The following is an 11,528-nucleotide window of genomic DNA, read 5'->3' on the forward strand; positions in this document are numbered from 1 at the left end:
CGGAGGTGACTCGAATGGAATTCAAAGTACGGAAGGTAACAGTAGTAGAAGAGGATAATGAGCTGGGTGGTAAGTGGATTGAGAGACTGGTAGAAAAGCAGATACTCCATTTGCTTAATCTCCCCATAAAACAGCAGGCGTTACTGACAAGCACACAACTTAAAGAAAAGGATGAGTTCAATGAGATGGATGAAACCAGGTAAGAAACATAAGCTGACCGTATTTTTAAGAAGGGTAAGCAGTGAGCAGCAGAATCTGGCCATGCAGATAGCAGCTGATAAAAAGTATCGTGAGAAACTTCATGAGGAAGATTATGTTGTTCTCAATGAAAAAGGGGTTTCTGCAAACAAACTCCATATTCCGGACCGTGAAAAAATGGTTAAGCTGATTGGCATGATTAAATCAAATCAGGTTGAAAGGCTGTATGTGTACGACAGAACCCGATTGACTCGTAAATTTTTTGAGTACCTTGAACTAATAGACCTGTTCAGGGAGCACAATGTTAAAGTTACGTTTACCACCGAGGATGCGGGTTATATGCCGTTCAATAACGACCTGTTGATTGAAGGATTCAGTGCCATCCTGATTGAGGAAGAAGGACAAGGAATTGCACGACGGTCCAGAGACAGAAACCGTAAGTTTCCCTCAAGGAAATATGGTTTTGAGGTACACAAAGACGACAATGGACATAAGAGTTACACAGCAAAAACGAAGGAAAAAGTAAAACTTCAAGCTCTTTTCTCTGAAGCACAGAAAGTCGAAGGACACAGAGACTACGCGGAACTCCTTATCAATCAGGCCTATTTATTAAAGAAGGGGGCGGAAGATGTGGCGCGCATTTTGTTTGACCCCTTCTACTGCGGTTGTGAAAGGTATGGGGAACACTTCAACCGACTCAGTCATGTCGAGCAGATAGTAACCATTGAAGACTTTCAGAAAGCACACGAAGTGATTGATTCCTTTCAAAGCGTTATTAGAGAAAACCTCGATGCCCGTAAGGACGAAGTCATTCTGAACCCGAAGTGCGGTTACTGCCGGGATGAAATGAAATACAAGCGGAGTAAGGTTGGTGACAGCGGGATATTTTCCTGTTCCTGCAAGAGTAAGAAAGTTGAATTAGAAGTGCAGGATTATAACAGGATGCTTCTCCATAATGCTCAGCAGATGGTGGCATCCTTGCAACTTGGAAAAATTAAGAATAAGGCATACAAGCTTATAGATAAACAGAGAGAGCTACATGAAAACCTGATTCACGAAATCAGCAATACTATCGAAACGCTTCAATATGACATCGCTGCTTTATCACCTGAAGAAGCAATGGCTTCCAGGAACCGTAGAAACAGTGCACTTACAAAGCTGATGGATGCGAAAGACAGACGGAAAGACATTCGGGATGAACTTCTTTTACTCGAGAATCACAAGGTTAACCTTCAATACATTGTTAAGAAAGTGTCCAATCTTGTGAGTAAGGAAGAAGTCGCGTTTATGGTCCCCCATCTCATAAAGGACTGCTACATGTTTCACGAAGTTGCAGAGATGGACTTTTATTACAATGAGTTTCTGGATATTCAGGAGTTGGAAAGGAAGATTCTACATGACAACCAATCAACAGAACAGCAAGGAGCCTAAAAAAATTGGCGTGGCGTGCCTGCGACGTTCCAAGGACTCTTCCCAGGATGATAGTGACTCACTAAAAACGCAGGCACTCGCAATCAAGGACTTTGCTTCCAGGAACGGATTTGAAATTCCGGAAGCATACTTCTTCAGTGACGATGGTGTGAGTGCTTACAAAAAGAAAGCCGGAAAAAGGTCAGGCCTTCAGAAAATGAAAAAAGTAATTCTTGAAAACGAGGTTGACGGCGTCTTCTTCTACGATACTTCAAGAATGGACAGAACAGGGTATTCGTTTGTGACGGAATTTTACAACGATGTTGTTGCCAAAAAGCCGGACATGAAGTTTTATGTCACTACGCAAATAGATGAGTGGAACCCCCATGACTTAAAAGTCAAACTAGAATTGATTGTTGCTAACTCAGATTCGGGTATGAAATCAAGACGGTCAATTGATTTACAGATTACCGACTTGAACAACGGTGTCTATCCCGGTTCCAGAGCACCATTCGGTTACAAACTAATGAAAAAAGACCTGGTACCTACAGAGAAGGCGGAAATTGTGAGGCTCATTTACTTTCTGTTTTCCTGGGGACATGGTGTTGCTACGATTACGAAAGTATTGAATGATGCAGGTATTCCCTCTTCTTCAAACAAGAGATGGAAGGAAAGCTCTGTACACAAAATACTGGACAATGACATTTATAAAGGCGGCGAGTTCAAGTGGTCATTTGAGAAACGACCGGATGAAGACAGCAGGAGAAAAGGCAGCCACCAAGGAATCGTACCCAAAGCACTGAACCGCATCAACAAAGTCATCCTTGAGATGAAAAAGAAGAAATACACAAAGATGGAAACTCCATTTATTTTCAGTAATCTTCTTAAATGCGGGAAGTGTGGGAATCGGCTTAAGCAGCGTAACGGTTCGACGAAAGGCTTCAAGTATCTTTATTACCAGTGCACATCGTGTTCATACAAACTCGAAATGAATCGTGTAAATGAGGTACTTTTAAACAAAGTCGGCAAACAGATGTCGCTATCCTTAAAGCTTAATGAGCACCAGGTGAAGCAGCAACTCCAGAATTACTATGATGAATTAAACAAGAGGAAACAATCTCTGGAACTTGAAATCAAGCGAATTGAGATAAACCAGGAAATCGTCTGCAAGGAAGATAAAACACTTTCCTTCATATATGATGGTGCACTCAATAACCTTGTTGAAAAAGTAAAAGAACTGGAACAGTGCAAAAGTGATATTCAGGCACTGTTACACCCGGAAGAGATTCAATCTTTCGTGACCCTCTTCAGAAACTTGAAACTGAACGAGTTTGCCCGGGCCGAGCAACGGGTTCTCATGTTGACGTTCCTGAGGGACATTGTTGTTACCCGGGTGAATCAGGAAGAGTTTACTGCGGACGTTACTTTTAAGGTGAATCCCGTACAGGCTGTAACGGCTCCAGTTGGATAAACAATCGAAAAGTGCTGAAACCAAATGGACAAAAAATCGAACTTAAAGAATCCGGTTCCGGTTTCTGAGGAATATTTAAGTCCTGAAATCGCCTGAAAGCCTTGAAATCAAAGGCTTTCCTTTCATCACCACTTCGATTTTCTATCCAATATGCCATCCCATAATGGATAAACAATCGAAACTTTATTATTCATAATGGACAAAAAATCGAACTTTTAATCAATACATACATAAGAATTACGGGGGAGAAACAGATGAGAACAGAAACACGATTCAGAGAAAACGGGGACACATTCGAAAGTGTATTTAAGGAACTTGTTGATGTAAAAGTCGATGCCTTTGTTAAAGAGAAAACAAAACAAACGAGAGCGGGGAACGGTATCCATGAGCTATAGAGTAGGAGCATTCGTAAGAGTATCGACAGACAGAGTACAGCAGCTAACATCACTGAAAACACAGGTTAGAATGTTCGAAGACTTTGTGGAAAACAAACCAGACTGGGAAATCCAGAAAATATATCAGGAAACGGAATCCGGGACCAAATACAATAAAGCAATGAAAGAACTTCTTCAGGATATTGAAAACCATGCGATTGATATTATCCTGTTCAAAGATATTTCTCGGTTGGCAAGGAACTGTGAAATTGCCCATAAAGTTATGAACAGAAGTATAGAAAAAGGTATCCAAATTGTCACTATTGATAATACAGTCAACACATTAGAAGGAAAGAGAAAGTCATTTGGCTTTGAGGCAAACAGAGCTCAGGACGCTTCTGAAGAAACAAGCGAGAAGATAAAGAATGCGTATCAGACCCGAATGAAAATGGGGATATACATGAGTTCCACACCTCCCTTCGGCTATCGGCTGGAAAACCAGAAGCTATTCGTAAAAAATGACTTCTCGACTGAAGTGGTTAAACGTATCTTTGATGACTATCTTAATGGAAAAAGTCCAGCCGGCATTGCAAAGGAGTTAACATCCGAGAGCGTTCCCACACCTGCACAGGTGAATAATAGAAGCAATGCCACAATGGAATGGAAAGACACGACCGTCAGGGGCATCCTGAAAAATAAACATTATATGGGTGTTCAGATTCAAGGGCAGACCACTTCCATTAGTATTACAACAAAGAAAAGAAGACAGGTTCCTGAAAGCGAACAATTCATTAAAGAAAATGCCCATGAAGCTATTATCTCGAAAGAGGTATTCGCTAAAGTTCAGGAACGGATGAAGAAAAGGAAGAGAAATACAACGCCACCGAGGAAGAGAATGTTCAGCCGGATTGCCAAATGTGCTGATTGTGGTGGAGCAATGTGGTACCGTGAGAACAGGAAAGGGTATGTGTGCGGGACGTATTCCAAAAGAGGCAGGGAGTACTGTTCTTCACACAAAGTCAAAGAAGAAGAGCTTGTAGCTGCTATCAAAGCCCATTTTCACACATACACTTCTGCATTGGATAAAATCACTATCAAAAAGAATCTAATAGTGAAAGTACAAAGTGCCAGCTCCCAGACTGAAAAAGACATCCATAAGATGAAAGAAAAGATTGAAGTTATCCAGAAACGTATGGTTAAGTTTGCTACATTGCTGGCAGATGGGGTGCTGGACAGTGTAACTTTCCAAGCCGCGAATGCTAAAGCCAAAGAGGAAGTCTCCGCTCTTGAAGAAGAACTTGAGCGTCTCGAAAACTGTCAAACAGAGCATAAAATCGACTTGCATGATATCAAAGAAGATTTTATCGGTTTTCTTTTCTCAGGTGCTAACGCTACGGATATCGTACACCGGATTGTGGACGAAGTTGTAGTTAAAGAAGATGGCACCCCGGTAATTCACTTCAGGTTCTCGGAACCGGAACAAAATAAAGCATCCTAAAACACGGGCTGAAGCTCGTGTTTTTGTTTTGACTGATAAGGTCTTCGTTTATCACAGGATGATTATTAGGTCGAATAGGTGCACCGGATTCTGGATATTTATGTTAATATAGTTAAGGATACAGTAGACTATGCCCAATGATGTACTTAAACTATTGGATAGGTTAGTTATAGAGTATTTTAAAAATTATTAAAATTATAAATAATTTAAAACAAAGGGGAGATTGAGAAGTGATAAAAGAAAAAATTACTCAAATTAAATCCTATTTAAAAACGCTACCTAAGAGCCAACAAGTTGCCGAGGATTTAGACTATTTTACTTTTCTAGCCACATTAATTCCTGTTCCTGGATACCAGCAAGCTGCTCTATTAGTTAATAAGTTAGTTGCAAATCATAACTTAAACCTATTAATAACCGAATTAAGGGATAGTATTTATCAAACTAATACACGCATATCTACTATTGAGAATGATATAGAAAAAATTCAATCAATGGCGACTACCGTTTCCGCTGTATCATCCCTAGATGAAAAAATAAATTTAATTATTGAACAAGCTCAACAAGAATTACCTTCTGAATTTATTGTTGAAACAGAAAATTGGAGTACACAAACAATAATTAATCAAATTATCAATGCAGATTTTACATCAGTTTCAGCTAATAATAACAGCCATAATCGCATAGAAAACGTTGAAATTAACTCTCGACGTACTCATTTACGTGCTACAAACCATTCATCAAATTATTTACAAGGTACTGATTTTAAAGATACTACAGGTACTGTTGGAGTGAATGGAATAACGCAAAAAGGAAACATTCAAATTACAGGCAACTCCATAGGCTTTGGTGAAGGTGGTACATTAATTTTTGGAAATCCCAATGAAGTAAATGGAAAATGTTCTAAATGTAATTATCACATTGTAGCCGATAAAACTGTACTACAACGCTATTCGAGCATTCAATGTCCACAATGTAAAAATATACTTCCTTTTAAATTAAACTAATTCCTATAAACTTTTTGGTGACCATCGTGAACAAATCTACCTAAACAAGTAGTTCAATAACAATGTATGAAAACCGGCTCGCTTCATTTGGAACCGAGCCGGTCTTTTGACGTATTGTTGTCCAATACCAGAGAGTGAAATTATTCAACTGTAACCTTCATTAGGGGCAGGGAACGGCCCGGGAAAACAGTTGATTGAATCGTTCCCACTTTATCCGCTCCCATTTTTGAATAGAATCCTTCTGCATAGGGCTCACTGTCGAGATAAAATTCACTCAAGCCGATGTCTTTAGCGTTCGTTAGTACATCCCGCCAAATGACTCTTCCTACACCTTTGCCTATATAGTCAGGGTCAATGAATAATGACTCCAACTTGCTTGCTTCATTTAAAGTGAAGCTGTAAAAAGCAACAATGCTTCCATCAGACTCCACTACAAAAACAGGATTTTCTTCGATATCTTCCTCTGTTACAGTGGGGTCCTCTTTACACTTATCGAGGAATTCTTCCGAGTAACCCCAGTAAGCTTTCGATTTATATGCTAGTGAACTTAGAAAGCGGCTATCCCTTTTTTCTGCTTTTCTTGTATTCAGTAGTATAGACAAGGTTGTTTCCTCCAAGCTGTGTATATTGGGAGGTATGAGTTAGAGAAACGTCGTCAGTTCTTTTATAGTGTTGATTTCATGTACGTTTCTATAGGCGGAACCAATGCCGATGCCAAAACCCTTTATCCCAAGATTTATCGCCAGCTCTACATCAGCGGCCGAATCTCCAATCATAAAAGATTCATTTAAGTTAATCCCCGGATGTATGCTCAAAGCTTTTTCTATCATTCCTGTTCTGGGTTTAATACAGGCACAATTCCCAGTTCTGGCATGAGGACAGTAATAAATGTCATGAATGTTAATCCCATGTCGTCCCAGTTCCTCGACCATCTGGCTGTTAATATCGTTGTACTGGTCCAATGTAATGTAACCTTCTTCAATAATGTACTGGTTCGTGATAATAATAATGGCATAGCCTTTCCTGGTCACTTCTTTTAACACATGAATAGCACCATCTTTAAAGACCGGTTGGGTAATATGTGTCCATTCGTGGTCTGGGTAGTCTTCAATTATCGTTCCGTCCCTGTCAAAAAATGCAGCTTTCATGAAGACCTCCCTCTATGGAAGTAAATCGCCTTTCAATTATTGATGTCAAAAGAATTCATACAGACCATTCACAAAATAATCGTAGTCACTATTGGTGATTATTCGGCTGCCGTAACCTTTGAAGAACAATGTATTGTCCTCTTCGTTCTGGAACGCATATGGTTTTGGTCTAACCGCTAAAGCGGTATCATATCTGGGGTCACCGTAAGCTCCCCCGGACCAGTCAATAACACCTGAAATGACTCCGTTGTGTACCAGAACATTATCAATCGTATAGTCACCGTGAATGAGCGTCTGTTTAAACTTGTCGGGTTTGTTGGCTTTAATGCTGTCTAATATATCTCTGGTGCCATCTACGTTGTGGCACTTAAAGTTATACTCTGCCTTTAATAGCATATTGTCCAGCCACGGTTCCCCATGTTTGAGACTGCCGGGACATGGGGTTGAATGAATTTCACCCAGGATTTGCCCAAAATTATAGATTAGCTCTCTTCTTTTTTCCAGGTTTGTTTCATTAAATAGCGCTGTTCTTAGGGTTTCTCCGTCTAAGAAGTCCATTAAGGCCCATGACTGGTTCTTGCTGCTCTCAGCCAGGAACTTCCTTACTTGAGGAACCGGTAGTTTTGTTTCGGTACATAAAGTATGTAAGACATCGACTTCTTTTTCCAGCCAAGTATTATATAAGGTCTCTTTTGTTCGCTTTAATGCGTAAAAGGCTCCGGATGTCGTTTCTAAAATACCAACATCAGATGTCCACCCTTGACGGGGGAACGTTAAGGATTTAATGTCACCTATAAATTCTTTTAGTTCATCAGGAATTTCATTTAGGGTAATTGGAGACAAAATGTGAACACCTCGTTTAGGTTGCTTTAAAAAGTTTACTTTGTTAAACAGAAGACAAAATGGTCGTTATGATTCCAGATATGCAGGTCATCAGCAATGTAACCTCTAAGCCACAAATCACCATTTATTCGTCTGAGGTACAATCCTTTAGGAAAATCATCGTCATCGTACAAGGTTTCGGTGGCTACGGTAATTGCTCCTCGTGGTGCCTGATTTTGCTGTGAAGAAGTTCCTGTATTACCTTCAGGCTGCTCTATATACTCCAGTCTTAGGTATGGTCCCAACTCAAGTGGACACAAATACAAACCAAGTACCTTTGCCCTTTCGAAGATTTCAGCAGTATTAGCACCGTTAGGAAAGCCAAGAGAACCGACAGAGATTTCGACGGTCTCTATACAATATTTAGTTTCAGAAGTAGTGAATTTTTCATCAGTTATTAGCATCTCTCCATACTCATTTATAAAAATAGCGCGCTCCCGCAACCTTTGTAATAACTGATGCTTAGAAAGTCCCCCTAGTTCTATGGTTCTCGTAATGCTTGGACAATTCGGATACATGTTATCGTGACCTGTCTGCATTCATACCCACTCCTAAACAGTCTTTGCTAAAGACTTAATGAATTGGTTAATGGAGATAAATTATCCCCCTTTAATAGATAATCGTAAAACATCTTAATCTACTTAATCATATCAAATATGCTCTTCGAGTACTTCAACATCCCCAATAGTCCCAGACCCTTTTTCGCATCTTTTGCCAGCTTCTTTTCGGCCGTTTTAATGGTTTTCTCGTCAGCTGTAGAATAATTGCCGGACTCAAACATAGGCTGGGGGTCGTATTCCAGTATCAGCTGTATCGCTTTGGTTTCATTTTCTCCAAGGATTCTATTTGATAAGTATAAAGCCATATCGATGCCAGCCGACACCCCGGCAGCTGTTATGTACTTCCCTTCTTCCACAATGCGTTCCCTTGTAGGTACCGCTCCAAATTTGCTTAACAGGTTAAGTGGCTTCCAATGAGAGGTCGCCTTCAAGTCTGTTAGTAACCCGGCAGAAGCGAGCAGCATGGAACCGGAGCAGACTGAGGTAGTCCAGGTCGTCGTTTTATCAATCTGCCGTATCCAGTTTAGTACGGTTTCTTTTTTCATTTCTTCAAGGAACGCTATCGTGGAACCGGGGATGACTAGAATATCCGCCTTATGAACATCTGCGATACGGTGATTCACGTTAATATCTATAAAACCCGAATCAGCCTGTACTTCTCCGATTTTCTCAGCCACAAAGCATATATCAGCGTCAGGAATGTTTCGTAAAACCTCATATGGACCTATGGCATCGAGCATCGTTATCCCATTGTAAAGATAAATGACTATTTTCATGATTGACCTCCAGTTTCTCCCTAATTAATGATATTCAATGTGAATTTAGTAAAACCTTTATATAAACTTTCTGAATTTAAATTGAAATTTGACCTGCCTAGCTAAATAAAATTAAGCTTATAGGAAAAAAGTTTTGTGATTCTGACATACGCATACGTTTTTATGTTACTTTAGCATTTGATTATTTTGTTGGAGGGATTTTGATGTTAAAGGAAGAGGTTGAGTTCAACGAAGAAAGAATGATAGATTGTATTGGAGAAAGTATTGCCTATAGGCAGGTGAGCTACGAGAACACGGATGAAATCTACTTCATTACAGGAGGCGGTGAACGACGGCTTGTAGAGTTGGGGAACAGATACAAGCTCGTTGAAGCTACTGATGTTTTTGACAGCTTCAGGTTTCTAGTCCTGGTTTATGATGGTATTAATGAGGACCCAACCTTGTATTATGAAGTTCAATTTGAGACTTTCTATGAATTACTGACTATGCACCTAGCGCAGAACAAGTATTATGATTTGTGGGAAGTGTTAGAAGAGCTTACTGGGCCAGACCAGGATGATTACGAGGGCAGACAGAAGGCTTTGGAAGAAAAGGTAGAGAGAATGATGAAGATGGAAAAAGAAAGAGGTAAATAGTTCTTAAGCCTTCAAATAACTTGTTAGCTGAAAAGGACAGGACCACATGGTCCTGTCCTTTTTGAGTATTGATTGAATTAGTTGCTGAACTAGCCAGACCATTTGATGGAAAAACGGCAGCGGAACCGAACAGCTCCCACTCATCATCCCTTTTCAAACCTGCTCGTCTGTATAGACTGCGGGAGCGGCATGAACTATAAGAAAGACCGGAAAGGGTATATGTGTGGTCGTTATGCCAAGTATGGAGTGAAGTGCTGCAAGTCCCACCTTATTAAAGAAGCCGTTCTCATCGACATTGTGAAGCCGGACTTTATGAGCGGGATGAGTCAGATGGACAAAGAAGTAATGAAAAGGGATTTCCACAAGAAGGTGTCTTACTACTCCAAAAGAAATGAGCGCGAAATTGAGAATGTCGAAGGTCGCATCGAAGTCCTTAAGCGCAGAAAAAAGAACCTGGTCACGATGATGGCAGACGGGGAACTGGACAGGGAAAGCTGTATGGAATCTATTAAATAGACGCTGACAAAGAAAAAGCAATCCTTGAAGAAGATTTAGAGAGATTGCAGAATGACCAGGAACAGAACACCCTGGACAAAGCAAACATGGAGCAAAACTTCGCCGAATTCCTCTTTTCCGGTTCAACCGCGATTGAAATCATCCATCGGGTAGTAGATAAAGTTTACATCTTCGAGGATGGTACACCGGATATTCATTACGGCTTCTCGGAACCAGAACTGCATAAAGCATCTTAAAACACGGGCTGAGGCTCGTGTTTTTGTTTTGGGCAGCTTTGTCCTTTGTTACTCATGACAGTGATAATCCCTGCCCGAAATGGTGTACAGAATTACGAGAGTATATGGATATTTATGTTAAAATAATTGTAGGAGATAGTCAGACTTTTTTCAATGATGTACTTAAAGTATTGGGGAGTTTGTGGGGAGGAGCAAGGTTAGGTGAACATAAGAAATAACATTAGTCCCATGATGAGAGAAAAGATTAGAAAATGTATCAACCTTTTAGATTCTGAATACAAAACATTAGACTTTACAATTGATTTATATAAAACAAGGAAGCGACTAGAAACAGAGAAAAGAAACAAACCAGACTTAGAAGATTTAGCTTACAATCAAATTCTTCAAGGAGAATTTGAAACCTCAGCGATAATTGTTGGAGAGAGGAAACTAATTAAGGTTTTCTTATTTATGTATGACAACCCAGAAACAGACTTTGCTGAATTTATCAAATTGATAGCAAAGGTTTACCATGAATTACGTCACGCTTGGCAATATGCTAATCATCTTTATAAGAACGAACCACAAATACTTAATGTTGATTTAAACTGGGAAGAGTACGTGAGATTACCTTCTGAAAAAGACGCATACAAGTTCGAAGTACAACAAATGAACAAACATATGCCGAAAATAGTTAAAATATTCGGGAGCGAGGTTGGTTGCATTTATACTCTGAAAAAGCCCATAAGAGATATTGTATATTCTAAATGAAATATGGCAACTCCTTCTTTCCTAATACAACATGTTTCTAATCTTCTTTTTAAGAGCTAAAGTATAGAAT

At 39.8% G+C, this 11,528-nt stretch carries 15 protein-coding genes; 10 read left to right on the forward strand and 5 right to left on the reverse strand.

Going from position 1 to position 11,528, the window contains the following annotated elements:
• Nucleotides 1-14 precede the first annotated feature (14 nt).
• The 6 genes from CR205_RS13005 to CR205_RS13025 all read left to right on the forward strand — a co-directional run bounded on the left by CR205_RS13005 (nucleotide 15) and on the right by CR205_RS13025 (nucleotide 5,955).
• Entirely contained in the window at nucleotides 15-203 is a 189-nt protein-coding gene (locus tag CR205_RS13005) for a hypothetical protein (protein WP_110520497.1), read from the forward strand.
• Nucleotides 181-1,629 carry a recombinase family protein gene (locus CR205_RS13010; RefSeq protein WP_161524773.1) on the forward strand — a complete coding sequence of 483 codons (1,449 nt, stop codon included), beginning with the start codon at nucleotides 181-183 and terminating at the stop codon, nucleotides 1,627-1,629. Before CR205_RS13005 ends, CR205_RS13010 begins: the two co-directional genes overlap by 23 nt.
• Nucleotides 1,595-3,079, forward strand: coding sequence for a recombinase family protein (locus tag CR205_RS13015; protein WP_161524774.1), 1,485 nt, complete (start codon nucleotides 1,595-1,597; stop codon nucleotides 3,077-3,079). The genes CR205_RS13010 and CR205_RS13015 overlap by 35 nt, the downstream gene beginning before the upstream one ends.
• Nucleotides 3,080-3,333: 254 nt before the next feature.
• Nucleotides 3,334-3,474 (forward strand): hypothetical protein, encoded by a 141-nt coding sequence (locus CR205_RS20290; protein WP_161524775.1) that lies wholly within the window; start codon nucleotides 3,334-3,336, stop codon nucleotides 3,472-3,474.
• Nucleotides 3,464-4,951 (forward strand): recombinase family protein, encoded by a 1,488-nt coding sequence (locus tag CR205_RS13020; RefSeq protein WP_161524776.1) that lies wholly within the window; start codon nucleotides 3,464-3,466, stop codon nucleotides 4,949-4,951. Before CR205_RS20290 ends, CR205_RS13020 begins: the two co-directional genes overlap by 11 nt.
• 230 nt (nucleotides 4,952-5,181) lie before the next feature.
• Nucleotides 5,182-5,955 carry a hypothetical protein gene (locus CR205_RS13025; protein WP_110520505.1) on the forward strand — a complete coding sequence of 258 codons (774 nt, stop codon included), beginning with the start codon at nucleotides 5,182-5,184 and terminating at the stop codon, nucleotides 5,953-5,955.
• Between the two features lie 140 nt (nucleotides 5,956-6,095).
• Here CR205_RS13025 and CR205_RS13030 read toward each other — a convergent pair whose 3' ends face one another.
• The 5 genes from CR205_RS13030 to CR205_RS13050 all read right to left on the reverse strand — a co-directional run bounded on the left by CR205_RS13030 (nucleotide 6,096) and on the right by CR205_RS13050 (nucleotide 9,321).
• The gene (locus CR205_RS13030) at nucleotides 6,096-6,557 is read right to left on the reverse strand and encodes a GNAT family N-acetyltransferase (protein ID WP_236634824.1); all 462 of its coding nucleotides are present in this window, start codon (nucleotides 6,555-6,557) and stop codon (nucleotides 6,096-6,098) included.
• Nucleotides 6,558-6,596: 39 nt separating this feature from the next.
• Nucleotides 6,597-7,103, reverse strand: coding sequence for an HAD-IIIA family hydrolase (locus CR205_RS13035; RefSeq protein ID WP_110520507.1), 507 nt, complete (start codon nucleotides 7,101-7,103; stop codon nucleotides 6,597-6,599).
• Between the two features lie 45 nt (nucleotides 7,104-7,148).
• Nucleotides 7,149-7,946 carry a phosphotransferase family protein gene (locus tag CR205_RS13040; RefSeq protein ID WP_110520509.1) on the reverse strand — a complete coding sequence of 266 codons (798 nt, stop codon included), beginning with the start codon at nucleotides 7,944-7,946 and terminating at the stop codon, nucleotides 7,149-7,151.
• A 35-nt stretch (nucleotides 7,947-7,981) separates the two neighbouring features.
• Entirely contained in the window at nucleotides 7,982-8,524 is a 543-nt protein-coding gene (locus tag CR205_RS13045; RefSeq protein ID WP_236634825.1) for a helicase, read from the reverse strand.
• A 98-nt stretch (nucleotides 8,525-8,622) separates the two neighbouring features.
• The gene (locus tag CR205_RS13050) at nucleotides 8,623-9,321 is read right to left on the reverse strand and encodes a DJ-1/PfpI family protein (protein WP_110520511.1); all 699 of its coding nucleotides are present in this window, start codon (nucleotides 9,319-9,321) and stop codon (nucleotides 8,623-8,625) included.
• 203 nt (nucleotides 9,322-9,524) lie between these two features.
• On the opposite strand from CR205_RS13050, the gene CR205_RS13055 reads away from it, so the two are divergent.
• The 4 genes from CR205_RS13055 to CR205_RS13070 all read left to right on the forward strand — a co-directional run bounded on the left by CR205_RS13055 (nucleotide 9,525) and on the right by CR205_RS13070 (nucleotide 11,458).
• Complete coding sequence (locus CR205_RS13055) at nucleotides 9,525-9,956, forward strand: hypothetical protein (protein WP_110520513.1); 432 nt, start codon at nucleotides 9,525-9,527, stop codon at nucleotides 9,954-9,956.
• A 105-nt stretch (nucleotides 9,957-10,061) separates the two neighbouring features.
• Nucleotides 10,062-10,472 (forward strand): zinc ribbon domain-containing protein, encoded by a 411-nt coding sequence (locus CR205_RS13060; protein ID WP_110520515.1) that lies wholly within the window; start codon nucleotides 10,062-10,064, stop codon nucleotides 10,470-10,472.
• 44 nt (nucleotides 10,473-10,516) lie between these two features.
• The gene (locus CR205_RS13065; RefSeq protein ID WP_110520517.1) at nucleotides 10,517-10,708 is read left to right on the forward strand and encodes a hypothetical protein; all 192 of its coding nucleotides are present in this window, start codon (nucleotides 10,517-10,519) and stop codon (nucleotides 10,706-10,708) included.
• A 201-nt stretch (nucleotides 10,709-10,909) separates the two neighbouring features.
• Nucleotides 10,910-11,458 (forward strand): hypothetical protein, encoded by a 549-nt coding sequence (locus CR205_RS13070; protein ID WP_110520519.1) that lies wholly within the window; start codon nucleotides 10,910-10,912, stop codon nucleotides 11,456-11,458.
• Nucleotides 11,459-11,528: the final 70 nt, after the last annotated feature.

It is taken from the genome of Alteribacter lacisalsi (genome assembly GCF_003226345.1).
In the GTDB taxonomy this organism is placed as follows: Bacteria; Bacillota; Bacilli; order Bacillales; family Salisediminibacteriaceae; genus Alteribacter; species Alteribacter lacisalsi.